Origin of the sequence: Thermaurantimonas aggregans (genome assembly GCF_003851885.1) — a bacterium.
Classification (GTDB): domain Bacteria; phylum Bacteroidota; class Bacteroidia; order Flavobacteriales; family Schleiferiaceae; genus Thermaurantimonas; species Thermaurantimonas aggregans.
Window position 1 is genome coordinate 119,236 of sequence record NZ_BHZE01000003.1, and the last position, 25,661, is coordinate 144,896.

General features: G+C 39.0%; 28 protein-coding genes and 1 pseudogene. 6 read left to right on the top strand and 23 right to left on the bottom strand.

All coding sequences use genetic code 11. The features are described 5' to 3' along the window. Nucleotides 1-26: 26 nt before the first annotated feature. Genes mtgA through lpxK form a run of 6 tightly spaced genes read right to left on the bottom strand, consistent with a single transcriptional unit; the run spans nucleotide 27 to nucleotide 5,116 of the window. Nucleotides 27-725: a monofunctional biosynthetic peptidoglycan transglycosylase gene (gene mtgA, locus EIP89_RS02460; protein WP_170157615.1), complete on the bottom strand. Its 699-nt coding sequence runs from the start codon at nucleotides 723-725 to the stop codon at nucleotides 27-29. Beyond that, nucleotides 709-1,326 (bottom strand): Maf family nucleotide pyrophosphatase, encoded by a 618-nt coding sequence (locus EIP89_RS02465; RefSeq protein WP_170157616.1) that lies wholly within the window; start codon nucleotides 1,324-1,326, stop codon nucleotides 709-711. The genes mtgA and EIP89_RS02465 overlap by 17 nt, the downstream gene beginning before the upstream one ends. Nucleotides 1,327-1,333: 7 nt before the next feature. After that, entirely contained in the window at nucleotides 1,334-2,656 is a 1,323-nt protein-coding gene (locus EIP89_RS02470; RefSeq protein WP_124397070.1) for an MFS transporter, read from the bottom strand. Between the two features lie 30 nt (nucleotides 2,657-2,686). Continuing rightward, nucleotides 2,687-3,283, bottom strand: coding sequence for a methyltransferase domain-containing protein (locus EIP89_RS02475; protein WP_124397071.1), 597 nt, complete (start codon nucleotides 3,281-3,283; stop codon nucleotides 2,687-2,689). Then, nucleotides 3,283-4,095: a choice-of-anchor V domain-containing protein gene (locus tag EIP89_RS02480; protein ID WP_124397072.1), complete on the bottom strand. Its 813-nt coding sequence runs from the start codon at nucleotides 4,093-4,095 to the stop codon at nucleotides 3,283-3,285. Before EIP89_RS02480 ends, EIP89_RS02475 begins: the two co-directional genes overlap by 1 nt. Continuing rightward, nucleotides 4,088-5,116, bottom strand: a complete 1,029-nt coding sequence (gene lpxK, locus EIP89_RS02485; protein WP_124397073.1) for a tetraacyldisaccharide 4'-kinase — start codon at nucleotides 5,114-5,116, stop codon at nucleotides 4,088-4,090. The genes EIP89_RS02480 and lpxK overlap by 8 nt, the downstream gene beginning before the upstream one ends. Before the next feature lie 47 nt (nucleotides 5,117-5,163). Here lpxK and EIP89_RS02490 point away from each other — a divergent pair, with 47 nt between their 5' ends. Both EIP89_RS02490 and EIP89_RS02495 read left to right on the top strand, forming a co-directional pair. Continuing rightward, the gene (locus EIP89_RS02490) at nucleotides 5,164-5,553 is read left to right on the top strand and encodes a response regulator (protein ID WP_124397074.1); all 390 of its coding nucleotides are present in this window, start codon (nucleotides 5,164-5,166) and stop codon (nucleotides 5,551-5,553) included. Next, nucleotides 5,537-7,981 carry a DUF5686 and carboxypeptidase-like regulatory domain-containing protein gene (locus EIP89_RS02495; protein WP_124397075.1) on the top strand — a complete coding sequence of 815 codons (2,445 nt, stop codon included), beginning with the start codon at nucleotides 5,537-5,539 and terminating at the stop codon, nucleotides 7,979-7,981. The genes EIP89_RS02490 and EIP89_RS02495 overlap by 17 nt, the downstream gene beginning before the upstream one ends. A gap of 8 nt (nucleotides 7,982-7,989) precedes the next feature. On the opposite strand, the gene EIP89_RS11725 is transcribed toward EIP89_RS02495, so the two are convergent. The 10 genes and pseudogenes from EIP89_RS11725 to EIP89_RS02540 all read right to left on the bottom strand — a co-directional run bounded on the left by EIP89_RS11725 (nucleotide 7,990) and on the right by EIP89_RS02540 (nucleotide 13,770). Beyond that, nucleotides 7,990-8,469: a DUF1648 domain-containing protein gene (locus tag EIP89_RS11725; protein WP_124397076.1), complete on the bottom strand. Its 480-nt coding sequence runs from the start codon at nucleotides 8,467-8,469 to the stop codon at nucleotides 7,990-7,992. A gap of 85 nt (nucleotides 8,470-8,554) precedes the next feature. Then, the gene (locus EIP89_RS02505; RefSeq protein WP_124397077.1) at nucleotides 8,555-8,977 is read right to left on the bottom strand and encodes an arsenate reductase ArsC; all 423 of its coding nucleotides are present in this window, start codon (nucleotides 8,975-8,977) and stop codon (nucleotides 8,555-8,557) included. Next, nucleotides 8,940-10,016 (bottom strand): ACR3 family arsenite efflux transporter, encoded by a 1,077-nt coding sequence (arsB, locus tag EIP89_RS02510; RefSeq protein ID WP_124397078.1) that lies wholly within the window; start codon nucleotides 10,014-10,016, stop codon nucleotides 8,940-8,942. The genes EIP89_RS02505 and arsB overlap by 38 nt, the downstream gene beginning before the upstream one ends. A gap of 126 nt (nucleotides 10,017-10,142) precedes the next feature. After that, nucleotides 10,143-10,715: a hypothetical protein gene (locus EIP89_RS11635; RefSeq protein ID WP_245966085.1), complete on the bottom strand. Its 573-nt coding sequence runs from the start codon at nucleotides 10,713-10,715 to the stop codon at nucleotides 10,143-10,145. Nucleotides 10,716-10,925: 210 nt separating this feature from the next. After that, nucleotides 10,926-11,096 (bottom strand): annotated as a pseudogene (locus EIP89_RS11675) (DnaJ domain-containing protein); the annotation flags it as partial. A 17-nt stretch (nucleotides 11,097-11,113) separates the two neighbouring features. Continuing rightward, complete coding sequence (locus tag EIP89_RS02520) at nucleotides 11,114-11,809, bottom strand: RluA family pseudouridine synthase (RefSeq protein WP_124397079.1); 696 nt, start codon at nucleotides 11,807-11,809, stop codon at nucleotides 11,114-11,116. Beyond that, a complete protein-coding gene (gene panB / locus EIP89_RS02525) occupies nucleotides 11,796-12,617 on the bottom strand; it encodes a 3-methyl-2-oxobutanoate hydroxymethyltransferase (RefSeq protein ID WP_124397080.1) in 822 nt (273 codons plus the stop codon). Before panB ends, EIP89_RS02520 begins: the two co-directional genes overlap by 14 nt. A 97-nt stretch (nucleotides 12,618-12,714) precedes the next feature. Then, nucleotides 12,715-12,972 carry a 50S ribosomal protein L27 gene (rpmA, locus tag EIP89_RS02530; RefSeq protein ID WP_124397081.1) on the bottom strand — a complete coding sequence of 86 codons (258 nt, stop codon included), beginning with the start codon at nucleotides 12,970-12,972 and terminating at the stop codon, nucleotides 12,715-12,717. 12 nt (nucleotides 12,973-12,984) lie between these two features. Continuing rightward, nucleotides 12,985-13,296 (bottom strand): 50S ribosomal protein L21, encoded by a 312-nt coding sequence (gene rplU, locus EIP89_RS02535; protein ID WP_124397082.1) that lies wholly within the window; start codon nucleotides 13,294-13,296, stop codon nucleotides 12,985-12,987. A 66-nt stretch (nucleotides 13,297-13,362) separates the two neighbouring features. Continuing rightward, a complete protein-coding gene (locus EIP89_RS02540; protein WP_124397083.1) occupies nucleotides 13,363-13,770 on the bottom strand; it encodes a thiol-disulfide oxidoreductase DCC family protein in 408 nt (135 codons plus the stop codon). Nucleotides 13,771-13,789: 19 nt separating this feature from the next. Here EIP89_RS02540 and EIP89_RS02545 point away from each other — a divergent pair, with 19 nt between their 5' ends. Continuing rightward, entirely contained in the window at nucleotides 13,790-15,997 is a 2,208-nt protein-coding gene (locus tag EIP89_RS02545) for a reprolysin-like metallopeptidase (protein WP_124397084.1), read from the top strand. Nucleotides 15,998-16,006: 9 nt separating this feature from the next. On the opposite strand, the gene EIP89_RS02550 is transcribed toward EIP89_RS02545, so the two are convergent. Next, nucleotides 16,007-16,768, bottom strand: a complete 762-nt coding sequence (locus tag EIP89_RS02550) for a LytR/AlgR family response regulator transcription factor (RefSeq protein ID WP_124397085.1) — start codon at nucleotides 16,766-16,768, stop codon at nucleotides 16,007-16,009. After that, nucleotides 16,762-19,731, bottom strand: coding sequence for a sensor histidine kinase (locus EIP89_RS02555; protein ID WP_124397086.1), 2,970 nt, complete (start codon nucleotides 19,729-19,731; stop codon nucleotides 16,762-16,764). Before EIP89_RS02555 ends, EIP89_RS02550 begins: the two co-directional genes overlap by 7 nt. A 9-nt stretch (nucleotides 19,732-19,740) precedes the next feature. Here EIP89_RS02555 and EIP89_RS02560 point away from each other — a divergent pair, with 9 nt between their 5' ends. Beyond that, a complete protein-coding gene (locus tag EIP89_RS02560) occupies nucleotides 19,741-20,505 on the top strand; it encodes a PorV/PorQ family protein (protein ID WP_124397087.1) in 765 nt (254 codons plus the stop codon). Next, nucleotides 20,499-22,565, top strand: coding sequence for a helix-hairpin-helix domain-containing protein (locus tag EIP89_RS02565; protein WP_124397088.1), 2,067 nt, complete (start codon nucleotides 20,499-20,501; stop codon nucleotides 22,563-22,565). Before EIP89_RS02560 ends, EIP89_RS02565 begins: the two co-directional genes overlap by 7 nt. A gap of 4 nt (nucleotides 22,566-22,569) precedes the next feature. Here EIP89_RS02565 and EIP89_RS02570 read toward each other — a convergent pair whose 3' ends face one another. Genes EIP89_RS02570 through pdxH form a run of 5 tightly spaced genes read right to left on the bottom strand, consistent with a single transcriptional unit; the run spans nucleotide 22,570 to nucleotide 24,883 of the window. Continuing rightward, a complete protein-coding gene (locus tag EIP89_RS02570) occupies nucleotides 22,570-23,037 on the bottom strand; it encodes a hypothetical protein (protein WP_124397089.1) in 468 nt (155 codons plus the stop codon). After that, complete coding sequence (locus EIP89_RS02575) at nucleotides 23,022-23,393, bottom strand: hypothetical protein (RefSeq protein WP_124397090.1); 372 nt, start codon at nucleotides 23,391-23,393, stop codon at nucleotides 23,022-23,024. The genes EIP89_RS02570 and EIP89_RS02575 overlap by 16 nt, the downstream gene beginning before the upstream one ends. A gap of 20 nt (nucleotides 23,394-23,413) precedes the next feature. Beyond that, nucleotides 23,414-23,980 (bottom strand): RNA polymerase sigma factor, encoded by a 567-nt coding sequence (locus EIP89_RS02580; protein WP_124397091.1) that lies wholly within the window; start codon nucleotides 23,978-23,980, stop codon nucleotides 23,414-23,416. 41 nt (nucleotides 23,981-24,021) lie between these two features. Next, nucleotides 24,022-24,216 (bottom strand): hypothetical protein, encoded by a 195-nt coding sequence (locus tag EIP89_RS02585; RefSeq protein ID WP_124397092.1) that lies wholly within the window; start codon nucleotides 24,214-24,216, stop codon nucleotides 24,022-24,024. Nucleotides 24,217-24,235: 19 nt separating this feature from the next. Then, nucleotides 24,236-24,883 carry a pyridoxamine 5'-phosphate oxidase gene (pdxH, locus tag EIP89_RS02590; RefSeq protein WP_124397093.1) on the bottom strand — a complete coding sequence of 216 codons (648 nt, stop codon included), beginning with the start codon at nucleotides 24,881-24,883 and terminating at the stop codon, nucleotides 24,236-24,238. A gap of 103 nt (nucleotides 24,884-24,986) precedes the next feature. Here pdxH and EIP89_RS02595 point away from each other — a divergent pair, with 103 nt between their 5' ends. Continuing rightward, on the top strand, nucleotides 24,987-25,547 hold the full coding sequence (locus tag EIP89_RS02595) for a YqgE/AlgH family protein (protein WP_124397094.1): 561 nt from the start codon (nucleotides 24,987-24,989) through the stop codon (nucleotides 25,545-25,547). Nucleotides 25,548-25,661 lie beyond the last annotated feature (114 nt).

A 25,661-nucleotide genomic window follows, 5' to 3' on the forward strand; every position in this document is an offset into this window, starting at 1 on the left:
TAAATTGAAAAATTATCAGAAATTGTTTAGTAACAGCACTCATTCAATGCAAGATACGATGTTCCTCCGAATAATCTCATCTGTCGCTGAATCCAAGCTGATCTGCGCTGAACATACGGCCCCGGGGGATTTACGCTCCATCGGCGGGGACTAGGAAGTATAGCAATGATTTGAGCGGCTTGAGCTGCTGTGAGTTCTGCTGCCGATTTCCTAAAGTATTTGCGAGCTGCTGCCTCTATTCCAAAAGTGTTTTTACCCATTTCAACAACATTCAGATATGTGGAAAGAATTTTCTTTTTTGGCCAATAGAGTTCGATCAGAACTGTAAAATAAGCTTCTAAACCTTTGCGTATCCAACTGCGTCCGGGCCAAAGGAAGAGATTTTTAGCCAATTGCTGACTGATAGTGCTTGCTCCGCGCTTCCGGCGAGTATTGCGCTTGTTATGTTCAATAGCTTTTTCTATGGCTTTTAAGTCGAATCCTGAATGTTTGAAGAAGTTTTGGTCCTCTGATACTATGGCAGCCAGATAGGCATGTTGGCTGATGTTGCGAGCTTTTACCCAATGATACCGAAAGGGGATTCCTTCGCTGTAATGCTCTATGTAGCGAAAGACCATGAGGGGTGTAAAGGGCACAGGCAAAAAACGATATATCCAAACCAAAATATGGGTAATGATAATGAAATAGACGAAAATTCGAAGTAAAACCTTACTCAGCTTCTTCATCTTTCAGATTTCTGATCAGTGCAATGAACTGTTTGAGGTTTTTGTATACTTCGGCAGTGGGCAGCCCTACTACATTGGTGTAAGAGCCTTTGATTTCCCGCACTTTTACAATGCCTAGCCACTCTTGCATGCCGTAAGAGCCAGCTTTGTCAAAGGGCTTGTAATCATCTACATAAAATTCAATTTCTTCATCGTTTAATTGCTCAAAGAAGACATCCGTACAAACGGAAAAGGTAGTTTGCAGTTTGGGATGCGATAGGGTAACACCAGTGTAAACTTGATGCCATTGGCAGGAGAGCTCTCTGAGCATCTCTATAGCTTCTTCTCGCTTGCGTGGTTTTTCGAGGGGGTGGTCTTTGTGCCAAACGATCGTATCGGCTGTGATAAGAATTTCGTTGGGATGTAGATTTTTGAAATAAGCAAGAGCCTTTTTACGGGAGAGGTATTCGGGGATTTCTTGTCGAACAAGTTCGGGCGGATAGCTCTCGTCCACGTGCAATTTTACAACTCGATAGGGCAAGTTCATGAGGTAAAGGAGTTCATGTCTGCGAGGGCTAGCTGACCCAAGTAGTAGTTCGTAATCGAGCAGAATGGATTTCATAAGGCAGTTAGATATACCTGGAGGCTTTCTTTTTCTTCACTTCGCGCAGTTTAACCCCAGAGAGGAAAATGATCGACATCAAGAAAAAGAGGGCTAAAAGAAGTGCTGAGGTTTTCATATTTCCCGTAAGTCCAATGACTTTTCCATATAGAAACGTGCCGATCACAATGGCGATTTTTTCAGTTACGTCGTAAAAGCTAAAAAAGCTGGTTGTGTTTTCAGTGGGTGGTATCATCTTAGAGTAAGTAGAGCGCGCGAGTGATTGGATGCCTCCCATTACAAGACCGACTGTACTGCCGAGCGCAAAGAATTTGTAAATCACATACTTATCTGAAGCATCGAGAAAGTAAGCCATGGTAGCTATTGTAATCCAAACACTTACATTGACCATTAGGGCGCGAATGTTTCCCACCTTAGAGGAGATAAAGGCAAAGAGCTGAGCCCCGGCAATACCGAAAAATTGAATCAGAAGAATGGTCAGGATTAATTGGCGGGTTTCCAGCTTTAGCTCTTGCCTGCCGAAAAGAGTAGAGATCAGAATTATGGTTTGAACTCCGACACTGAACAAGAAAAAGGCAAACAAATACAACCTTAGGTAAGGCATTCGCAATATTTGCTTAAAAACCTGCCGAATACGGATGTAGCCGGCCAATAGATAGGCGCGTCTGTACATACGACGGCGAGGAAAGTTTGGTAGATAGTTAAAGGTAATCTGTGCAAAACCTGCCCACCACAATCCTACGGTGAGAAAGCTGAATCGAGTGGCCTGTGCTGCATTTTTAAATCCAAATGTTTCAGGAAAAGTGATTGTCAGGAGATTGAGTATCAAAAGAATGCTGCTTCCGAAATACCCTAAGGAATACCCTCGTGCGCTGAGTTCATCGTGCTGTTCGGGTGGAGCAATTTCGGGAAGATAAGAATTGTAAAAAACGATGGACCCCCAAAATCCGATACTTGCCAAAGAGCTGAATATGAGTGCCATGAGCACTTGATTCTGATCGGTAAAAAAGTACAATGCCATGGAGCTCAAAGCGCCGAGATAGCAAAAAAGACGCAGGAAAAATTTCTTGTTGCCCGTGTAGTCGGCAATGCCTGAGAGCAAAGGTGAAATAATAGCAACTACCAGGAAACTCCAGGAAAGTGAATAGCTGTAAAGCTCTGAATTGGCGTATGTTTTCCCAAGAAATTTAACCGTAGCATTTCCGTTGCCTGTCACTGAAGCGTAGTAAATTGGAAAAATGGCCGTGCCTATGACCAGTGAGTACACCGAGTTGGCCCAGTCGTAAAAGGCCCACGTCCATTGCTCTTTTGGCAATTTGCGTCTGTACATGCAGTTAAATTTCGTGCTAAGATAGCGCCACTACCGGGTTGGCTTCTTTTTTTTCACGTGAAAGAAAAATTCCTTTCCCATTCTGGGCTGTATGCTTTTGTTGGTTTTTTCGAGGGTAAGGATTTCAAAATATCTTGAAAACCGATCGAGGTATTCCTCGTAACAACCACCAAAAGGGGGGCCAGCCTCAGTGAGAGGAAAATCGAAAAGAAGACCAGCCATTTGACCATCGGATGTAAGCAGTTCATAGGATTTTCTCACATAGTTGTCGCGCAGCGATGGATTTAGTGCGCAATAAAAAGTTTGTTCGAGGATAAAGTCAAATTGGTAGCCTTCAAGGTTGAAATAGTCGTTGTGCAAAAGTTGATTGGTGGGAAAGTCGGGAAATCGCTTTTTCAAGTTGCGCAAAGGCACTTCCGAAATATCAACCACATACACATGACTGTAGCCTAGGTGCAAGAGCTCCTCGGCTTCATAGGCATTACCGGCTCCAGGAATGAGAATACGGGCGTCAGTCGGAATGTGATTTACAGCAAAATCAATCAGAGCAGGGGAGGGATGCCCTATGTCCCATCCAGTCTCCCCTTTTAGCCATCGCTCTGTCCAATAGGCTTGATCTAACTTCATCAAGGTATCCAGATTTTTTGTGTGTTTAACATTGTTTGTTCATCAAAAATTACAAAGAGATGTATTCCGCTTTTTAAATCACTAACTTTTACAGTAGCTGAAGTTGTTTTTCCAAAGTCTTCTTTTTTTGCCAATCGACCATCTAATGTGAATATTTCAACGCGAGAAAAAGGAACAACATTTTCGATTTGAACAAATTCACTCTTGACTGGATTGGGGAAAATTCGCACAGCTGGCGTTTTTGTTTCATTGAGTGAAACAGAACTTTCGCCTACTATTAAACTTCCTAGAATGGTTTGGTCGCCTGAGGTAGTTCCATTTCCGTTCACCGCATTAACGGCTGCGTAAATTGCAACTGCTCCAGTTCCGGCGGCAGGAGCTGTCCACTCTACTTGCCAGGTTCGGGCATTATTTGATCCCTGCGTGCCTTGCGAAGTATGCGAAACATATCGATTGTTTATCCGTAGCTGTGTCTGATTGTTTAGTAGCGACCAAGTACCTACGTGAATGGGATTTGTAGTATTCGTTTGAGCTGTGAGCATAAATCCAAATCTATTGAGGGTAGGGTGCTGGGCATTGATGGTTATTTGATATTTTGTTCCCGGTACATAGCCAGTTGGAGGTATGTTGGAAGTTATGAGCGAGGTGCTGTTTGACGTTTGTCCACCATGACAACCAGAGCAGTTCATACCGTTGTCTATGGGTGCACCGGTGTAACCTGTTGAAAAAGCACCATTTGAATTGGATTTAATCATCCCTGACAATAAAATCAGCAATGCAGTGGCTGCCGTGAGTTTGTATTTCTTAATCATAGGAAAGTTTTTTGGTAATAAGGTTTAAAAATTCAATTTTGTTTTCAATATCTACTGTAAGTTTAAGTACATAAATCGTGTTGTTAAACTTTTCAGCTAACACAGAGGGCAGTTTTACATACTCTTTGTCAGTCATTATGCATAGAGCGTCCTTTCTGTTGCAAGTTTCAAAAATTGCTTCCCATTCGCGATGGGATATTGGATAATGGTCTTTAAACAGAAATTTTTCTATGATTTTAAGATTCCATTGACTCAAAAAATTTAGAACATAAGATGGATTGGCTATCGTGGTAACAATCACGACATCCCTTTTATTTTCTGGCAATGGAGGAAAGAAATAATTGTGATTGTGTGAAAAAAATATTGGGGCATTAGAATATTTCTGGAGAGAGGAGATGATTTTTTCTTTTTCAGCTGTAGTCGCTGCCACTGGAGTCTTTGTTACTACGATGGCATCCACATATTTAGCTCTGCTTTTTACATCTCGAAGGGTTCCTATTGGCCAGAGAGCATCTGCGCTAAAGGGCTGATTCCACGTTGTGAGTAAAATTTTTATATCAGGAACAATGGCACGATGTTGCAGGGCATCATCGAGAATCACCACCTGGGTATCCGGAAATTTTTGCAGAATTTTTTTTACACCATCGACCCGCCTTTCGCATACTGCCACAGGAATGTTTGGCAGATTTTTTTTTAACAATAAAGGTTCGTCTCCAACTTCCAAAAAAGCAGAAGTATCATCTACCCACAAGAATCCTTTTGACACTCGGCCATATCCCCTGGAGAGAATAGCAATTTTAAATTCATTGCTCAGTTCTTTTGTCAAAAAAAGAGTCATCGGTGTCTTTCCCGTACCACCTAGCGCAAGGTTACCAATTGCAAGGACTTTCGTTTTTTGGAAGTTTTCCGAAAAAAGCCATTTGCGATCGTATAAAAAATGCCTTAAGTAGATGAGGAATTTTAATAAAAAACTGACCGAAGAGAATAGGATTTTAAAAACTTTGTTATGCGATTTTTTCAATGTTTAAAAATCTTTTGATACTTGTATTTTTGTGCGGTTTTTGAAAAATGGCAAATAAAAAACAAATCATGGTGGTAAACGACGATCAGATACAAAATCTGATTTGTCGCAAAGTTTTCACAATGAATTTAGATGGGGTAGAAGTTCTTGATTTCGTAGATCCATCTGAAGCGTTAAAAGCAATTGTTGACAAAAGAGCTGAACCGAAATTCATTTTAGTAGATGTGAACATGCCCGGAATGAACGGTTGGGAATTTATTGAAAATGTAGAAAAAAATGGTTTTGAATATCCTGTAGTAATGTTTACGGCATCTGTCGATGAAGAAGATCGCGAAAAGGCCAGCAAGACTAAAATGGTCAAAATGTTTCTTGACAAACCTATGACCAAGGACAAATTACCCCTACTCGAACCGCTGCTGAATGGCGAACACGATTAAATCGAAAATTCTATTTGTACTTCTTTGTAAATTATTCATTTACAGCGCTTTTTCTCAGTCTTTTTCAGGTATTTTGATTGATGCTCAAACAGGCGAACGCCTGCCCTTCGGAAACATTGTTGTAAAAAATTCAAAGCGAGGTACTTCGAGCGACATTGAGGGGCGATTTCAACTAGTGCTTCTTCCTACGGATAGTGTGTTGATTTTTAGCTACGCTGGATACGAAAAATTAGAACTAAACATTCGAAAAGCTTCTTGTACAGTCAATTGCACTATTGCGCTCAAGCCTACATCGCTCCTCATTGCTGAGGTAAAGGTGTATCCCGGTGAAAATCCTGCTCTTAGAATCATTAGTCAGGTGCGAAACAATAAAGACAGAAACGATCCGGAAGGTCTTGATTCGTATTACTACAAGGCCTACAATAAATTAGTTATAGCATTTGATACCAACGATTTAAAGGTTATTAGAGATTCAATAAATCCAGAGAAAATCGATTCCTTTGCCCTCAGAGCTATTGAATTTTCAAACCGCCAATATCTCTTCCTCTCAGAGTCAGTATCTGAAAGGAGATATCTAAAGCCCAACAAAGTAAACGAAACTGTACTGGCTTCACGCATTTCAGGTATTAAGAATCCTCTCTTCAGCATACTAGCTACCCAGCTACAAAGTTTTTCGTTTTACAGAGATGAATTTGAACTCTTTAACATTACTCTTGATAATCCTATCTCAAAAAAAGCTGAAAATCAGTATTTTTATCTTATTGAAGACACCTTGTATGACAGGCCTGACGCCGATACTGTTTTTGTCATTTCCTTTAGACCCAGACCCGGGCACGAACACAAAAGCATGAAAGGGCTGCTGTACATTGCTACGCCCGACTATGCCATTGCTAATGTGATTGCTTCGCCCGCTAAACAACAGAATTTTTCTGTTTCCATACAACAACTCTACGAAAAAACTACGGGCAGGTGGTTTCCGATGCAGCTTAATAGCGACTTTAAAATTTTGAATGTCGCCATAAATGGCCTAAGTCTGTATGGAAGCATGCGTTCGTATCACCGCGATATCTATCTTTCGCCGGGATTGAGACTAAAAGATTTTCGAAGCGTTGATATTAAAATCAATCCCGATGCAGGTGAGAAAGATAGCGTCTATTGGAGCCAGTTTCGTGCACACGATCTAACTCCGATGGAGGCAAGAACCTATGAATTCAATGACTCCATCGGTCAGGCACTAAATATTGATCGCAGGCTTGTATGGCTTACCGCCTTTACTGACGGGAAGTTTCGTGTGAAATTCATCGATTTGGACCTGAAAAGAATTTTAAATTTCAATCTCTATGAAGGCTTGCGAACAGGTATAGGAGCCTCCACCAACGAACGCTTGCATCCTCGTCTTCGGCTTAGTGGATTTGCCGGATACGGATGGAGCGATCGACTTTGGAAATTTGGCTATCAGGGAGCATGGCAGTTTTTGGAGGCTTACAATCTTTGGGCCGGAGCCGGATACTCTTACGACATGGTCGAGGCTGCTCAGCCTCAATTTTACTTCTATCAGAGAAGAAATTTGCTCGAGTCAGCCGTCAGAAGGCTCTACATCACAGGCTGGGACTATGTTTCATCAGCTTATGTGTTTGTGTCGTGGGAATGGACACCTCGTTTTAAAAATATAGTGAGGTATAATCGCGAATTTCGCAAACATGCACAGCCCTATTACTATTACAATCCTGATCAATCCATTACTCAATTAACCAACGGAATTGCCTTGCATTTGGCCGAATATTCGATGGAATATGCACCAAACGATGTAGTAACTGAAACCTTTCTCGGTCGTCGCACGGTGCGTTACACCTTTCCTAGGTATTTTTTTAATGTCACACAAGCCTTTTCATCAGATGTTGGAGAGGTGCGTTTTACAAAAGTCGATTTCAGAGCTAATTTTCGCTTCGGTCGGCGAAGGATTGGTTTTTTATATACTGAAATAGCCGGTGGACATATTCAGGGTGGAGCACCTTATGGATATCTATACGCCGGCAGAGGGAATTTGTACAATGGCGATATTGCTCGATTGCGCCGATTTGCACTTGCCGACCGCCATAGCTTTGAAACAATGCTTTTCAACGAATTTTCAATGGATACGTACGCTCAGATTATGCTCCGTTATGACACTTGGAATCTTTTCTTTGACCGCAAGCCTCGACGTCCTCACATCGAATTTGTGTATCGAGCATTGTATGGAGTAAACAGCCAATCTTCATATCATTACGGAGTAAATGCTACGGCTCCTTCTCAAGTTTATCAGGAATTTGGAATTGAGATAAATAGGTTGTTTTCAGCTAATGGTATTGGAATTTACTACAGAGTTTCTCCTTCGCAAATTTCAGAAATTACTGTACCACAAATTTTGTTTAAGCTAACAACTAAATAGCTGTTTTTCTATGCATTTTTTGAGGCTAATATTAGATAGATTATTAGCGTAATAAAAATCGAAGATATTTCTAATACAATTGCGAAAAAAGGCAAACTATCTTTTGCTTTTAAAACTGAGTAAAAAATATGAAAAAAAATAAGTAAAATAATCAACTTCAGAATTCGAAGCATTCTGACTGCTAAAGTGTATTGATAGCTGGCGTTATTTGAAGTTATAACTATTGGGTAATTAAAAATGTGAGGAAATTTTTTTAAAAATGTCAAAGAGAGGTAGATTAGTATAGTAACTAATAAAAGTAACCATACTTCTCTTTTACTTCCAAATCTATCAGCTTTTCCACTTAGATCGTAATGAAGTGGAATTTCATCCGGCAAGTCTTGATATCTACAAAAAAACAGACCAATGATACTTACTAACACGAGGAAAGACACAACCTCTAATAAATAATCAAGCCATTTGTAATGTAAACTAATTTTTGGCCTCATATTTTTGGCAATATATTTAAAAATTTAATCAGTTTGACTATTAAAAGCATATGTATAAAACATTTCTAAATAAAAAATAATCTTTTTAAACTGCAATAAATTTATCGACAAATTCCTTTGCGAATTTCTTTATTTCATCGCGCACTTTTCTAAACTCTGCCATTATTTCCTCCTCTGTGCCGGTAGCCTTGGCCGGATCTTTAAAATTGTGATGAAATTGTTGTGCATTAGATGGAATATAGGGACATACTTCGCGTGCGTGATCACATACAGTGATTACGTAGTCGAAATCAATGTTTCTATATTCATCTACGTGATTTGAGGTATGAGTAGAAATATCTATTCCATCCTCAACCATTGTAGCAATTGCTCGTGGATTTACTCCATGCGTCTCCATTCCTGCGCTGTACACTTCAGCCCTGTCGCCGGCGAAGTATTTGAAGTATCCTTCAGCTATTTGTGATCTACAGCTATTCCCTGTACAAAGGATGAGAATTTTTGGTTTCATTGCTATATTTTATATTATATTTCTCTTTTAAAAACAAACTTACTTTTACTAACAAAATCAAAACAGGAACTTCAATCAATGGGCCTATAACACCGACAAAAGCCTGAGGAGAATTTAGACCGAAAACAGATATAGCTACTGCTATAGCCAATTCAAAATTATTTCCCGATGCTGTAAATGAAATGGCAGCATTTTTATCATAGGGTATTCCCATTTTAATTCCAATGAAAAAACTTGTGAAAAACATTAATATAAAATAAAATACAAGTGGTATTGCAATCTTAATAACATCAAAAGGGAGCTCAACGAGTGTATCGCCTTTTAAACTAAACATTACAACAATGGTGAACAATAAAGCGATTAGAGTTATAGGTGAAATAATGGGAATGAATTTTCTATTGTACCAATCAATCCCCTTGCTTCTAATTAATAATAATCTACTCAAGTAACCACTTATAAAGGGAATTCCAAGATAAATGAGAACACTCTGAGCAATTTCTTTGAATGAAACTGAAATTTCTTGGCTATTTAAACCCAAAAAATTAGGTAAAAAATATACAAAAATCCATGCATAAAAACTATAAGTGAATACCTGAAAGATGCTGTTAAGAGCTACTAACATGGCACCGTATTCTCTGTTGCCTCCGGCCAAATCGTTCCACACGATTACCATCGCAATACATCTGGCAATGCCAATCAGGACTAGACCTGTAAAATATTCCGGCTCTTTTTTAAGAAAAAATACAGCGAGAAGAAACATCAATACTGGGCCAACAATCCAATTGAGTAGAAGAGAAAGGACAAGAATTTTTCGATTTTTAAGCGCTTGAGGTATTAATGAATAATCTACTTTGGCTAACGGGGGATAGATCATCAGTATCAATCCGATGGCTAAAGGAATGCTCGTGCTTCCATAGCTCATCTTTTCATTCCATTCTTTGACATCTGTAAAAATGTTTCCTATCAAAATACCAAAGACCATCGCCAAAAAAATCCACAAGGTGAGGTATCTGTCAAAGAATTTTAAACGTTTATTCATTTTATCTATTAAGAAGGCGAGTCAAAAGTAGTTTTAGAATTAAAATGCTCAACTTAGTATGGTATTAAGTAATTGTTAGGAATAAAAATGCTTGAATGCTTGATTGATAAATAAAAATAGGCCTTATTAATTTTCCGTGTATTTATCTAAAAGATTTCGGTATGACTTATTCTTTTTAAAGAAGTAAAAAACCAATGAATTATATTTTATGTTGTGGTAGAATTTTGTGGAATGATTATATATCATCGATAATCCATTTATACCGAAATGATTCATAATATCTTTTAAAAAATATGAAGCTTTTTCTCTAGATATATTATTGAATTTTTCGGGTTCTCTTGTAATTACTTCAAGACAAGATTTCAGCAATTTATCTTTAAGTATATCATCTGGTTTCGTAAAGTCGATGATGAAATAATCAGGATTATATTTATTGTAAATTACTGTATATGTATCACTTTTATAAGCCGGAAAACCATTTGGTAAATAGGTTGTTTCATTGAAGTAATTACATCTCAGCTCTTTTCTCTTTTCACCATATAGCGTTTGGTAAACTATACCTACTTGATACCCTAATGTATAATTGATAGATGCTACTGATTCTAACGGATTTTTGAATACAATAAATTTTGTGTAGGACGTTGAAAGAAAAGGATAAATAATATTAGAAAAAATAGTGAAAAGTATGGCCCATATCATGCCGGTTTTCAAAGCTTTATAAGCTTCTTCAGAGTTTTTTTGTCTTATGCGTTCAGAAGCAGCTTTTCTCTTGAGCCATTCTTCTTTTGAAATTCCATATTTTCTTCGAAAATCATCCGATTTTTTATGCGAAAAGGTAGTTTTTCTGTTTACGGTAGAATAATTATTAAAAGTAGAAAAAGATGCTGAAAATCTTGGTCGCTGTTTACCAGTGAGTATTTCGTATGCAGTTTGTATTTGTCTGAACTTTTGTAAGTCAGAAGGATTTTTAGCTACATCGGGATGAAATTTTTTTGCAAGACGACGGTAAGCCCGCTTAATGTCTTCTTGAGAGGCACCGGGCGAGAGACCTAAAACGTAATAGCAATGGCGTCTGTCTATCGTTTTTTTTTACAAAGTTAACTTTTTTTGCTTGCGAGATGCAATGATTGTGTACTTTTTACACAAATCGGTTGCTTCGACACGGGATGAATGAATTCTAATTGGTAAGCCTGCAAACTGATGGAACCGTCAGGATTAGCCCTTTTTGCGCCGTACTTCACATCTCCTTTTATACAATGGCCTAGGTGGGCGAGTTGACAGCGAATCTGATGGTGACGGCCAGTGTATAATCGCACTTCTAATAGACTGTAATGATCAAAATTTTGAATGCATTGATATTCGAGCTTAGCTAATTTTGATTGAGGTGTATCTGGCGCTACTACATAAGTTTTGTTGTTTTTTGGATTTTTTATAAGGTTGTTTTCCAGAATCTTACGTTCACCAAAAGCTAATTGACCTTCTACAATAGCTCTGTACGTTTTTGAAATACTGCCTGTTCGCAGCAGTGCATTGATGCGTTCGAGAGCTTTGCTGGTTTTTGCGAAAATTACTAACCCTAGTGTAGGTCGGTCGAGGCGATGTGTTACTCCTAAAAATACATTTCCCGGTTTTTGGCGGGTAATCTTTATATAGTTTTTTAAAATTTCTAAAAGCGGTGTATCACCCGTTTTATCTCCTTGAACTAACTCACCAGCGCGCTTATCGAATATCAGAAGGTGGTTATCTTCATAGACAATTCTATTTGCAATATCTTGCAAATCAATATCTTTCATGTTCATTTGGGAAGTCGCCAGACTTTACATCAACTACGTACTGACTTATAGCATTCGTAATTTCTTGGTAAAGATTGAGATATCGCCTCAAAAAGCGCGGATGGAACTGATAGGTCATTCCAAGCATGTCGTGAGTCACAAGTACCTGGCCATCTACATCAGGACCCGCACCTATACCTATGATGGGTATTTTTACGGCTCGAGCTACTTTTTTTCCAAGTTCTGAAGGGATTTTTTCTAAAACAATCGAGAAGCAACCTGTTTGTTCGAGTAGCAGGGCATCTTCGTAGAGCTTAGCGGCTTCAGCCTCTTCTCGTGCTCTTACTGTATATGTTCCAAATTTGTAAATACTTTGGGGGGTTAGGCCTAAATGTCCCATTACGGGGATACCGGCGGATAAAATGCGCTTTATTGAATCAATAATTTCAACCCCACCTTCCAATTTTACGGCATGTGCGCCTGATTCTTTCATGATGCGTATAGCGCTGTTGAGGGCTTGTTTGCTATCGCCCTGATATGATCCAAAAGGAAGATCTACGACTACTAACGCTCGCTTTACTGCCCTTACTACCGATGATGCGTGGTAGATCATCTGGTCGAGGGTGATGGGTAAGGTGGTTTCATGTCCCGCCATTACGTTTGATGCTGAGTCACCTACCAAGATTATATCAATACCTGCTGCATCTACCATCTTGGCCATAGTGTAATCATATGCCGTGAGCATGCTGATTTTTTCACCACGGCGTTTCATTTCTTGTACTGTATTGGTGGTAACCTTTTTTTCAGGTGTTGATTGGGCGGTTGACATTACTTATTAATCGATTTGAATGCAAATAAAATAAAAAAAGCTGTCAAAACTATTCTGACAGCTTTTTGAAAAGATAGATTGTGATTTTATGCTTCAGCTACCTGAACGGTATAACTGAAACGTAAGATTTGTTATCTTTTTTCTTTTTGAATTCTACGATTCCATCTACAAGAGCGTAGAGGGTGTGATCCTTACCCATGCCGACATTTTTGCCTGGGTGATGACGTGTGCCGCGCTGACGCACAATGATGTTGCCTGCAATAGCAGCCTGACCACCGAAAATTTTTACGCCAAGGCGTTTGCTTTCTGATTCACGTCCGTTCTTAGAGCTACCTACCCCTTTTTTATGTGCCATGACTTTAAGGTTTTATGCAATTATGTCTTTAACTGTTATTTTACTGATTGACTGACGGAAACCATTGAGCTTTTGGTACCCTTTTCTTCTCTTCTTCTTAAAGATTAACACTTTATCAGCTTTCAGGTGCTGATCAACTACGGCCTTCACTGAGGCACCTTCTATAACCGGGGCGCCAACCTTTACTCCGTTGTCATCGCCTATTAGCAATACTCTGTCGATGGTGATTTCTTCACCCTCGGCATTGGCAAGGCGATTTACGAAGATAGATTGGTCTTTTCGTACTTTGTACTGATGCCCTGCTATCTCTACAATTGCGTACATTTTGTTGGTTTTAATTTCGGGCCGCAAAAGTACAATTTTTTTATCATTAATTATCAATTGAGATACTTATGGCAAAATTTTTTTAAGATTTTGAGAAGATTCTAAAGAACAAATCTCTTTCCTTCCAAACCAAGCAAAGCGCTTTTTTGCTACATATCGATATAAGAACCAATTGATTTTGGTGGGTAAAAGTTTAAATACCAAAAAAATAGAATATGGAAACCCAAGTGTGCGCAAAATCTCAAATATTGCCATAGGCCCATCAAACCACCTGCCGTGAGAGTACACTTCAACGTATTGCAATTGATTGGGAGGCTGTGGATTTTGGGCAAGCATTCGGTAGGTTTCGCCTGTCAAAGAAGCTATTCGGAAATAATCTTTCTTATCGGCCCAAAGAATTACTTTGGATAAAAAGTCACATAGCACACACTGTGCATCAATAAAAACGATAACCTTCTCCGTATCTTTGTTCATTATAAAGTAAACACAATAAATGATAAAAAAGTTAGCATTCTCAATTTTAGCAGTAAGTTTTGGAATCTTTGCTTTCGCTCAGTCAAACTTATTTGTAAAAGTTGATAAAGAGCTTTACAAAAGAACAGATGCACAGATTGTGGCTAATCATTTTGAGCTATATGAGTTTGATCGGGCAAAAGTGTTAGAACTTTTTCAATCGACGCCATCATGTGAATTTTGGGAGAGTTGTGCATTCACCTACATGAATATACCAGCACCTGACGGCAGAGTTTTTACTTTCACATTGGCCCAATCGGGTGTAATGCCACCAGCCATGATGGATGAATTTCCTCAGATTCGTGCTATCAGAGGGTATTTTATTAGTGGTGATACTTCTTTGTACCTGAAAGCCGAAATTGGTCCGCGCGGTTTTACAGCTATGGTTACTGGCCATCCTGAAGGCAGCTGGTTCATCGATCCGGTGTATCGCAATGAGCCTCAACTTTCGATATGCTACTTCAAAAAAGATTTTATCACCGACAAACAAGCGGTTTGTCATTTTTCAGGTACACCCATCGAACGCGATGACGAGTACGAAACGTCTGAAAGAACGCAGAACAATGTAGTAGTGGTGGAGAAAATCAGAAGAGAATACCGCTTGGCCGTAACTACTACCGGCGAATACAGCCAATTTCACGGAGGTACCATCCCAACAGTGATGAATGCGATAATTACTACTGTTAATAGAGTGAACAGCGTGTATGAACGGGATATTGCAATTCGCTTGGTCCTTGTTCCAAACAATAGTCAGCTTATTTTTTTAAATCCGGCTACCGATCCTTTTCAAAACAATAGTGCAAGCCAGCTTTTATCCACCAATCCAAATGTAATAAATAATGCCATTGGTTTTAATGCGTACGATATTGGTCATAATTTTAGCACAGGTGGGGGAGGTTTAGCTTCTCTAGGATGTGTGTGCCTTACAAATAAGGCTCAAGGAGTAACAGGCAGTTCAGCACCGGTAGGCGATCCGTTTGACATTGACTATGTGGCACATGAAATGGGACATCAATTCGGTGCAAATCATACCCAAAACAACAGTTGCCAGCGCAATGGCAGTACCGCATGGGAACCAGGAAGTGCTTCAACGATAATGGGATATGCCGGAATATGCCCACCAAATCTGCAGAACAACAGCGATGATTATTTTCACATAGGTTCTATTGGCGAAATGTATAACTATGCGATCATTGGCCCCGGAAATTCATGTGCTAATAAGATCACTACCCCAAACAACGCACCGGTAATAGATAGCATTCGCCTGCCTAATACCACCATACCAAAGGAAACACCTTTTCGTCTTGATGGATTTGCTTCCGATCCTGATGGCAATCCAATCACCTACACTTGGGAGCAATTTGATACCGGCCCCTCAGGTGCACCTACTAGCCCTAGTGGCAACGCGCCTATTTTCAGAAGCTTCAGTCCGGTGAATACCGGTACGCGATTCTTGCCTCGTTATACATCTATTCTCACGGGTGTAAATGTTATTGGAGAGATTTTGCCAACCTATGCTCGTAACCTTCGCTTTAGGCTTACTGTGCGCGATGGTTCAGCTGTGAGCTATCGACAAATTCAGCTGGCAGTTGATGGAAATGCTGGCCCTTTTACAGTCACATATCCCACTCAGGGTGCCCAGCTTCGTTCAGGTACCATCACACGCATCATATGGAATGTAGCTGGTACCGACGCAGGAAACATCAATTGTAAAGAAGTGGACATTTATTTAAGTACTGACAATGGACAAACTTGGGCGCACTACCTCGGTCGCCGGCCGAATAACGGTGAGGCTTTGGTCATCATTCCTCCAGGTTTAAATACCTCTATTGCGCGTTTTAGAATTGATGGGGTAAATCAGTTATTTTTCGCTGTATCAAGATTTGTAACACTAACACCAGCCGTGCTTTCTGCCGATGAACAGAGTTCATTGTCTTCTGCTTCAGTCCATCCTAATCCGGTATCGGGAGGTCAAAGAGCCTACTTGACCTTTGAAAAACTGCTGCCAGGCAATGTTGATATCCAGATTCTTACGATGGAGGGTAAAATTTTGTACAGTCAAAAGCACGCTCTGCAAGTAGGTCTGCGGTCGATTGATCTTTCAACAGAATCGCTCAAGACTGGTATGTACTTGATTCGCCTTAATGCTGATGAAGGCAGTAAAACCTTTAAGTGGATCGTACAGTAATCTTTAAACTCACTGATAATAGGGAGAGATTCGCTTAAGAATCATCTCCCTTTTTCTACTCGAAATTGAAATAATACTTCCGTCCGACATTTCTACGAATCCCCCGCTGTAAGGCAGATATTTCTTAATGTGTTCACAATTGCAGATATACGATTTATGTACGCGCATCATTTTCGAATTCTGAAGCATGGCGTCGTAAAAACGTATAGGGCGGGTCGATTCAATTTTTTCTCCATTAGCCTTAACTACCAATGTGTGTGCTTTATATGTCTCTATCCATAGAATGTCGTTGATGTTCAGAAATTCTACACCATCGTTAGTATAAATCGGAATACGCTCGTTTTGATAAACGACATGTTGAGTGTGGGTAAGCGGTTGTGTAAACTCCTGAAGCTTTTTGGATTGCACTTTCTTCACCTTTTCAAGTGCAGCCTGTAGCTCATCTACATTTACAGGTTTGAGTAAGTAGTCAATAGCATTTACTTTAAAAGCTTTAACTGCATACTCGTCATAGGCGGTAATAAAAATGATAGCCGGTTCGTATTCTTCGAATTCAAGTTGTAATTCATTTACCAATTCAAAACCGCTTTCATCGTTGAGATGTATATCGAGCAAAATAGCATCTGGCCTTTGGCTGTCGATTACTTTAAGTGCATCATCGATGTTAGTAGCAGTGCCTACCACCACTGTATCTGGGCAAAACATTTCAATTTTCGACCTTAGTGATTCAATGATGGTGTTTTCGTCATCTACCAATACTACTTTTAGCATACTTCTGTATTTTTAAGAATGGGCAAAGTCATTCGAACTCGAGTACCCGAAGGTACACCAAAGTCATCAAACAAGTCTTCGATCGAAATTAAAAATGTTTTATTGTGGGTTTGGCTCAATATTTTTAGCCTTTGTGCATTGATATTTAGTGCCATTGATTTTGATTTTACGTCATTTTTTACTGAAAATTCGGAAGATTTTGACCGACCGACGCCATTGTCGTCTATCAGCACTTCGAGTTCATTGTTGTTTTCGTTGATTGTAAAAATTATTTTTATAAGACCTTTTCTGTCCTTTAGAGGGCGTATGCCATGTATGATTGCGTTTTCTACATGAGGTTGAATTATCATTGAAGGAATTAAAAGCTGATCAATTTCTACGTTCTCCGGAAAAATGTGTATTTGATAATCAAATTCGTTATTGGCGCGCATTCTTTCTAAATCGAGGTAATAATACAAAATTTCCTTTTCCCTTTTTAGAGAGTGAAATCCTTTGTCGCTGCCTTCTAAAATCAGACGCATCAATCGCGTGAAATTGTTTAAATGTCTGATAGCAGACACTTTATCTGATTTTAAAATAAAACCTTCAATTGACTCCAATGAATTATAAAGAAAATGAGGGTTCATTTGCAATCGAAGTGCACGAGTTTCAGTCTCGAGAAGCGTTTCTTTTAGTCTTACCTTTTCGCGGAGTTGATTAGTTCGCCATTTGACAAAAGCAACAGAACCACTGATTAAAAACACTAATGTGCCGGTCACGACCCACCATCTTTGCCAAAGAGGTGATGCTATGGTAAAATGAATTACATTACGATCAACTACTGTATTTTCTGGTGAAATAAGTTCATAAATCAATGTGTAATTTGCTGGATAAATGTTTGCCAAATAAAGTTCTGGAAGCGATGAATCGATTGTGTCATTTTTAAATCTATTCGATGTTAAAATATATCTGTATCTGTATTCTTTTTCTGTGAAAATATCTGAGGGAGTTGAAAAGTAAAAATGAAGTGTATTTTCGTTGCTATTAAGAAATATATTTTCTGATAAATTGCGATCGTTTCCATTAACCATTGTACGAAATAAAAGAATTTTAGGATTAGAGTAATTTGAGAATATTTTATTCGAAATTTTCAAAATAGAATTTGTAGAAATAGCATATATTTCAGATTGGTATTCGAAAAAGTCTAAAATTTGATTTACCCCATTTATCCAATTGAAGTAGTTGAGTGTTATTAAATTTATTTTATTATTTTCGATGTAAGCCATTTGAATTTTATCGCCTAAGATTATAAGTGTATCTTCACCTAAATTTCTAACCTTTAAAATGTTATCTATCCGTATGGATGTTGAATAAAATGTAGTTTGAATTGTATCTTTAAAAACTTTTATAGTCCCATCATCAAGTAACCAAATTTTTCTTGATTTATCTCCATTGAATATCAATGCATTTGGCGAGATTTTAAAAGTTCTGATTAAACTTAATTCTGAATTTTTGAAACTATAGAATTCAAGTGTATTATCTGTTTGTATCCATATTCTGTGAGTATCTGTCCAATGGTGTGATAGTATGGTTCTGTCTAAATCAATTTTTCGCTCTTCTTTTTCGCAGTGCAATGAGATAGCTGAATGACTTATGTAACTCAAACAACCTGCAGGATACTCACTAGCACTTCCAATATATTTTCCTTGCAGGGATGGATATGGCATTGCATTTCTTTTGTAAAATGGGATTAAACCATTTTCAGTGTTAAATAAAATATCCTTTTTATCCTTTAAAATCTGTAGGACAAGACCATTTTTTGTATTAAAAGGAATTTCACGAACTTCATTTGACGATAAATCGACAAGTATAATAGAAGTTCCTGCAGATATGAACAATTGATGATTGATGATTTTTAAATCATATACTTTACTTATTCGGTCTTTGGAAAATTCGAATACTCGCTCTACTGATGGATATAAATAACACTTCACTCTATTGCCTTCAGAAATCCAGAGTTCTCCATTATCGAGCAAGGAAAATTTATTTGTCTCTGCAGGAATAGAAATATATTTTACCCTATTACTCGCATCAAGAGAAAGAAGTTTATCTTCATCAATTCGGCATAAAAGATATTGATCATTCTTTACAAGATTTTTTACGAAATTTAATTTTTTTTTCGTTCGAATAATTGTTTTTATAGTTTTTTTAATTTTAATGATGGAAACATCTGAGAAGATATATAATGCATCTGACAATGATCCGATATTAAGAATTTTTAAAGTGTCGACATAAAAAGCTTCAAGGATGTTGTCTTTTACTTGATAAAGGCAGGTATCGTCTTTAGCAACGATTATTCGCTGATTCCATTTGGTAATTTTCGCCGGAGAGGTAAGTTTTATTTCATTTATAAGTTGTACTTTTTCACTCTTTTCAAAAATCCATAATTTATCATCATTTGTTAATACATAAATTCCTCTTGCATTTGAAAGTATTTTTCGCACTTTACTCTTTGATGGAAAGCTGTATAAAAGATGGAAGGTATTAGATTTTGTGGAAAAAAAATACATTTCATTTTCAGAACCAACGAGTATTGAGTCATCGTTTACAACGCAAAGTGTTGAAATAAATGGGTAGCGAAGCCCCTCTGGCAAGCCATAATAATAAAATCTGCCTTGCTGGAAATGAACTAAGCCATTACCTTCTGTAGCGAAATACCTATCGGTGCCATTTAAAATTACGACATCGTTAATCAGAGGATTGTAAAGACCATTTTCTATTCCAAAAGATTGAAAAATCAAGGGTAATTCTGTTACTTGAGCTTTTGAATGAATGTAGAAAAAAGTCGTAAGTAGAATCAAACAACATCGAATTTGCATGTATATATGAGTTGCAAGTGGTAAAATTGCATCGAAATATACTTCCTTCGAATGCTTAAAAAGCAGCTTTTTTTCTGGTATTCCTTCGCTGTATTTTTTTTTCAAAGTTTATGTGTGTCCTCACAAACCATCTATTCTCTAAGCGGAATGCGCTCCTTAGGATTGGCTGGTGTAAGTTCCGTACTGGTAGATGGTTTTTCGGTTATCAACAATTCAGCGGGGCTTGCTTACTTGTCACAATCCTCAGTGGCTGTTTCAGTTCAAAATCGCTTTGGAATAAATGATTTAAATATTTTTCACCTTTCAGGTCAATATCGATTAAGGGGTGATCAGGCCATTGGTCTAGCATTAGCCTCTACTGGCATTGAAGGTTTTAGGGAAAATCATGTAACAGCCGGATATGGACTTAAACTCATGAATGCCTTTTCGATAGGGGTTAAACTCAATCTCACAAACTATCACCTAGCAGAGCGAGGTAATTTATTTCGAGCTCATGCGGATCTTGGGGCGATGTACCAGGTAAACAATCGCTTAAAGCTGGGACTGGTTTTTTTCAATCCTTTTCAAATTACACGTCTCCGGGAGTACGATGAGTATTTCCCAACAGGAGTTTCTTTTGGCGCTTCTTATTTAGTGGGCAACGGATTGGGTTTGTATAGTGAAGTAAGCAAGACTGAACTATCGCCCATGCAGTTCAAAATTGGTATCGAGTGGCATTGGTTGGAGCAGCTTTGGCTGAGAACTGGTTATTCACACACTAACTCTGCCTTCAGTCTGGGAGTAGGCATCCACCGGAAATATCTTACAGCCAATTTTTCGTTTGTGCATATGGCTCTACCGGGTGGAGTTTCTGGAGCTGATTTTGGGTATTCATGGTAAAAAGAATTTTTCTTTTTTTATTCATTGTTACTTTGCACTTTAGTTCAGCTCAAGTAGAACTCAATGAGCTGGAACAAGAAACTGAGGCCATTGCAGAACAGTTAGGCGATGAGGCTGACTTGATTCAACTAGCTGAAAATCTCGACTATTATCGCGAAAATAAAATCAATCTCAACACTGCTACCAAAGAAGTACTGGCACAGCTCGGTTTTTTGAATGCCTTTCAGATTTACAATCTATTAGAGCATCGCCGGAAGTATGGTCGAATTGTCACCTTCTACGAGTTAGAGTATTTGAATGGTTTTGATGCTTCAGTGCTTCAAAAGTTAGAGCTCTTCACTTATTTGGGACCCACTGAAGGAAGAAAACATTCTTTAAAGGATTATTTGACGAAGGGCAGACATCTGACGTTAATACGAGCCCAGTGGGGCCTCGAAGAGCGAAAAGGATTTGAACTAAGAAGACGAGTAGCTGGAGGGGATACGACGATCTCAAGCTATTTTGTGGGCGATCCATATCGCACCTTCGTTAGGCATAGATATGTGTATGCCAATCAGTTCAGTATAGGGTTAACTGGCGAAAAAGATGCTGGAGAACCCTTTGTATGGGAACCAGGCCAGCGCGGGTTTGACTTTTACAGTGGCCATATAGCCCTGATGAGGCAAAAAAGACTTAAGACTTTCATTTTAGGCGATTATCAGATTCAATTCGGACAGGGATTAGTGCTCTGGAGTTCACTGGCTTTTAGAAAGTCGCCGGCTGTACTTAATATTCAACGATTTGGACGGGGATTCATTCCTTACAACGGATTGGACGAGAATAGATTCTTAAGAGGAGCAGCTGCTACATATTCCTTTGGTAAAGTCGATCTTTCGGTTTTTTATTCCAGTAAAAGAATGTCTTCAGCTATTTCAACGATTGAAAATGAAGAATCTGGTGAGACCTTTGACGAGGCTGGTTCCATTCGCCTTTCAGGGTTGCATCGCACCCCTTCAGAGCGAGCTGCACGAAATACGCTTTCAATTGAAAGCTATGGCGCCCATGTAACTTCTGACTTTAGCTCTGTGCGGGTAGGTGGTACAGTGGTAGAGCATCGCTTCAATCCGCCTTTGGCCAGCTCTACTCAGCTTTATCAAAAGTATAATTTACAAGGTTCATCTGTAAGAAATGCATCGATCGATTACCAAATTCTTTTGCCCTCTGTTCAAGTTTTTGGTGAGCTGGCTACCAATTCTTTTGGCGGATATGCCATGACACATGGTGCCTATCTGAGTGCTGGCAGTAAATTCACTTACGCGCTCTTGTATCGCTATTTTCATAAAGAGTATGCGGCTCTTTTTAATGCACCCTTTGCAGAAGGCACCGGAAGGGATGCGGAACGGGGTTTTTACACAGGGTTTCGCTGGGAGGCAGCTCCACGTCTTTACATTAACGCTTTTGCCGACCTCTACCAATTTGACTGGCCCCGTTACGATGTGAATCAACCCAGCCGAGGTAGGGATGTATTTCTACAGGCCGAATACCTTGCAAACAGAAGATACAATATGTATATACGCGTGCGCAGTGAAGACCGTCTTGTGAATGGGCCTGATGAATTTGTTGTACGGCCAATAGCTGAAGAGGGCAGAAGGAGTTTTCGATTTCATCAAAATATGGTGCCTTCCAAGAATTTTTCGCTCGCATCGCGTATAGAATATGTTCTTTTCGAATCATATAATGGAACCAGCTCCGGTTGGTTGTTATTTCAGGACATCCGATACATGCCCTCTACCATCCCTCTAAAGTGGACGTTTAGACTCGCTGTATACGATACTGACGATTATAACAGCCGGATTTACGCTTTTGAAAACGATGTGTTGTATTCCTTTTCTGTGCCAGCGCTGTACGACAGAGGTGTTCGTAGTTATTTGTTGGTAGAATATACCTATGGTCGAGCTACTATTTGGTTGCGCTATGCTGTAACAAGGTTTAGTGACAGATTTACAGTCAGCTCAGGACTTCAAGAGATTAATGGAAATCGTTCATCCGAAATAAAAGTGCAGTGCAGATTAAAGCTCTAAAGAATTAATCTGCCCTTCGCTCGGGCATTTCTCTCAGTTCCCTTACGATCGCGCGCTTAAACTGTACTTCGCTTCGATAGAGCTCTAATGCTCTGCGCGAGCCCAGTAGCTTCTGAAAGCGCTTGTAATATTCGTTTTGCACCCGAGCATATTCATCGTTTATTTTGAGAATAGAGCTCAAGACCTTTTCAGCTTCACCGTCAGAAAGTGCATTTACAGAGTCGGATTGCATCTTTCTGTCAATGAGTTCCATGCGGTCTTGATGGAGTTTGTCTATTTTTTTGCGGTATTCATTGTACAAGGGCCAAAACTTCTCCGATTCTTCGGTAGTGAGATCAAGTCTCGAAGTGATGATGGCAATCCGCATGTTTTCAATGCGTGTCCGTGCCTTTTGATGAATCTTATCGTGCTGAGCACCTGCGCACAAGACACTCATCAAGAGTACAGTGAGTGCAACTATTCGCTTAGCCATAGGATGTCTTCTTCAGTGGTTGATAGGGATTGATTTTCTAAATACCTGAAGTACTCCGTCGTAAGTATTGCTTCGTCGGTAATGGCAATCCATTCACTTTGCTTAACAAAGTATTCTTGTTCTTTGACCTTTATATTTTGTTGATATTTATAGAGAGATAACCCAAGCAGCAGCAGAATCGCGGCTGCCACTGATGCTGACAGGTAAAACAGTTTCTTTCTCTTTGTGTTGTATGCTGTAAAATAAAGGGTAAAGTCACCTTTTGCTACTTGCGAGTTTTTATTCAAAAGGATGTTTTCCCGGATTGCTCCTAGGTGAGGAAAGTTTTTTAATTCTTTATCGAGTGAATCTTTCATTTCAGAACATTTGACAATTTTTAGCGATCTTCGTTTAATTTATCAATAAGATATTTTTCTACTTTTACCATTGCGTGGTGGAAGGAGGCCTTTAGAGAGCCCTCTGAAATTCCTGTAATTTCACTTATTTTGTCGTAAGGGAGTTCGTCGTAGTATCGCATCAAGAATACAGCTCTTTGTCTAGGTGGCAGAGTGGCTATTGCCTCGTCAAACCACTCTGTTGCTTTTGAAAAATCTATTTCTTCTTCATGATAGGATGTTTTCAGAATTTCAGATGACTCGTATTCGGCGAATTTTTCAAAATCCTTTGACTTTTTCCAATTGATGCATTCGTTGTAAGCTATGCGATATATCCAGGTGTAAAGAGCAGAATTTCCTTTAAATTTTCGGAGATTGCTAAACACTTTAATCCAAACATTTTGCATTACATCTTGAGCATCGGTTGTGTTTTTAAGAAAAGATTGCACAAACATCGAGATTCGAATAGCGTATGCTTCATAAATCAATTTACATGCAAGCTCAAAATCCTTTCGGCTATGCGTATTTAGAAGGGATTCGATCTTCTGATTAATGTCTTTATCTGCCACTCAGCAATGATCTTAGTTGTGTTTAAGCTAAAAGAACAACCTTAAAAAACTTTAGCGAATACAAAAATCAAAAACAGCAATGTAATAATACCAAGCAGCAGATATACAGTACCTGAATAAAAGTACTTGTGTACCGGTGCATCTTTCTTATAACTCCAAGCCAGGTATATGACAAAAAGGGTCATAAAAACAGCGGCAAAAATCCAGTGGCCAGTGGTAATGTGTTCGTTGATCATATTTTTTAATTGTTTGATTTTAAGGTGCTAAACGGAACAATTTCCAGCTTTTATTTTCTGTTAGTTCATAAACTATTCGGTCGTGTAGTCTTGAGGGTCTGCCTTGCCAAAATTCAAACTTTTTTGGTTTAACGATATACCCTCCCCAATTTTCAGGACAGGGTATTTGCTCTGTGTCTTCAAACTGTTTGGCCAATTCTTGAAAGCGCTTTTCTAAATATTCACGCGACTCGATGATTTGACTTTGAGGTGATACATGCGCTCCGATTTGGCTTTCGCGCGGACGAGTCTTGAAGTATGCTTCGCTTTCAGCTCTTGACACTTTTTCAGCCAGCCCATCGATGCGCACTTGTCTCTCAGCTTGTGCCCAGTAGAAGAGTAGTGAAACTCTTGAATTAGCTGCTATTTCTTTTGCCTTGTCACTTACGTAATTGGTGTAAAAAACAAAACCATCGATTGAATACTCTTTCAAAAGTACTTGGCGCGACTTCGGATAACCATCCAGTCCAACGGTGCTCAACGTCATGGCGTTAAAGTCGTAAGCATTGATCTTTTGAAAATCTTCAAACCAGATATCAAAAAGCTTTAATGGACTGTCAGGTAGATGGGATTCTATTAATTCTCCTTTGTTGTAGTGCTCTCTAGCGTTGTGGAGTACTTTTTTCATCGGAATATCGATAATCTTTGACAAAAATATTTTGAGCTTACCACCTCCCAGTATGACATTTGTTTATACTTTTATACTTACATAGCTTTAAGTTGTTCGAATTATGAAAGTGTTAGACAAACCAAAGCAAGGATGTTTACTCGTTTCAGAACCGCTTCTGGGCGATCCAAACTTTGAGAAATCTGTCATTTACCTGGTAGCATATTCCAACGAAGGAGCTGTAGGTTTTATCATCAATCACGAAAGCGATTTAATGATCAGCGACTTCTTCGACAATCTCGACAATGTCGATATGTTTATTCTCAATGGTGGGCCAGTAGAAACGCAAAATCTTTATTTTGTTCACAAACGCCCTGATCTGGTGGAATCAAATTATCAAATTACAGACAACTTTTACTGGGGTGGTGATACGGAAAAACTCTTTGAGAAGATCAGAAACCGCGAAATAACTGACCAAGAAGTTGTATTCTTTAGAGGTTACAGCGGCTGGGCACCCGGTCAACTTGAAAATGAGATAAAGCACAAATCGTGGATCGTGGTAGAAGACTCAGTGGATGAACTGCTGAGCATTCCACCCGAAGAGAGATGGCCACACATGCTTCGAAAAATTGGTGGGGAATATCTATTGTGGATCAACACTCCCTCTGATCCGGTTTTGAACTGATTTTTTCCTTAACAAAAAATTAAAGAATTGGATATACTTTTCGGTATTTTGAAAATCAATAAGTTGAAAAAATAAAAAAATTTTTCAAGGGTATTGCGAGAATCGAAAGGGCTC

Coding starts and splice junctions, on each gene's coding strand:
- EIP89_RS02520 (WP_124397079.1), bottom strand. CDS start 11,809: ATGAAAGATATTGATTTGCAAGATATTGCAAATAGAATTGTCTATGAA.
- EIP89_RS02565 (WP_124397088.1), top strand. CDS start 20,499: ATGGTAAAAAGAATTTTTCTTTTTTTATTCATTGTTACTTTGCACTTT.
- EIP89_RS02490 (WP_124397074.1), top strand. CDS start 5,164: ATGGCAAATAAAAAACAAATCATGGTGGTAAACGACGATCAGATACAA.
- EIP89_RS02475 (WP_124397071.1), bottom strand. CDS start 3,283: ATGAAGTTAGATCAAGCCTATTGGACAGAGCGATGGCTAAAAGGGGAG.
- EIP89_RS02470 (WP_124397070.1), bottom strand. CDS start 2,656: ATGTACAGACGCAAATTGCCAAAAGAGCAATGGACGTGGGCCTTTTAC.
- EIP89_RS02505 (WP_124397077.1), bottom strand. CDS start 8,977: ATGAAACCAAAAATTCTCATCCTTTGTACAGGGAATAGCTGTAGATCA.
- EIP89_RS02540 (WP_124397083.1), bottom strand. CDS start 13,770: ATGAACAAAGATACGGAGAAGGTTATCGTTTTTATTGATGCACAGTGT.
- EIP89_RS02550 (WP_124397085.1), bottom strand. CDS start 16,768: ATGCTAAAAGTAGTATTGGTAGATGACGAAAACACCATCATTGAATCA.
- EIP89_RS02545 (WP_124397084.1), top strand. CDS start 13,790: ATGATAAAAAAGTTAGCATTCTCAATTTTAGCAGTAAGTTTTGGAATC.
- EIP89_RS11635 (WP_245966085.1), bottom strand. CDS start 10,715: ATGATATGGGCCATACTTTTCACTATTTTTTCTAATATTATTTATCCT.
- mtgA (WP_170157615.1), bottom strand. CDS start 725: ATGAAGAAGCTGAGTAAGGTTTTACTTCGAATTTTCGTCTATTTCATT.
- EIP89_RS02585 (WP_124397092.1), bottom strand. CDS start 24,216: ATGATCAACGAACACATTACCACTGGCCACTGGATTTTTGCCGCTGTT.
- arsB (WP_124397078.1), bottom strand. CDS start 10,016: ATGAATAAACGTTTAAAATTCTTTGACAGATACCTCACCTTGTGGATT.
- EIP89_RS02595 (WP_124397094.1), top strand. CDS start 24,987: ATGAAAGTGTTAGACAAACCAAAGCAAGGATGTTTACTCGTTTCAGAA.
- EIP89_RS02575 (WP_124397090.1), bottom strand. CDS start 23,393: ATGAAAGATTCACTCGATAAAGAATTAAAAAACTTTCCTCACCTAGGA.
- rplU (WP_124397082.1), bottom strand. CDS start 13,296: ATGTACGCAATTGTAGAGATAGCAGGGCATCAGTACAAAGTACGAAAA.
- pdxH (WP_124397093.1), bottom strand. CDS start 24,883: ATGAAAAAAGTACTCCACAACGCTAGAGAGCACTACAACAAAGGAGAA.
- EIP89_RS02480 (WP_124397072.1), bottom strand. CDS start 4,095: ATGATTAAGAAATACAAACTCACGGCAGCCACTGCATTGCTGATTTTA.
- panB (WP_124397080.1), bottom strand. CDS start 12,617: ATGTCAACCGCCCAATCAACACCTGAAAAAAAGGTTACCACCAATACA.
- EIP89_RS02495 (WP_124397075.1), top strand. CDS start 5,537: ATGGCGAACACGATTAAATCGAAAATTCTATTTGTACTTCTTTGTAAA.
- EIP89_RS02465 (WP_170157616.1), bottom strand. CDS start 1,326: ATGAAATCCATTCTGCTCGATTACGAACTACTACTTGGGTCAGCTAGC.
- EIP89_RS02570 (WP_124397089.1), bottom strand. CDS start 23,037: ATGGCTAAGCGAATAGTTGCACTCACTGTACTCTTGATGAGTGTCTTG.
- EIP89_RS11725 (WP_124397076.1), bottom strand. CDS start 8,469: ATGAGGCCAAAAATTAGTTTACATTACAAATGGCTTGATTATTTATTA.
- rpmA (WP_124397081.1), bottom strand. CDS start 12,972: ATGGCACATAAAAAAGGGGTAGGTAGCTCTAAGAACGGACGTGAATCA.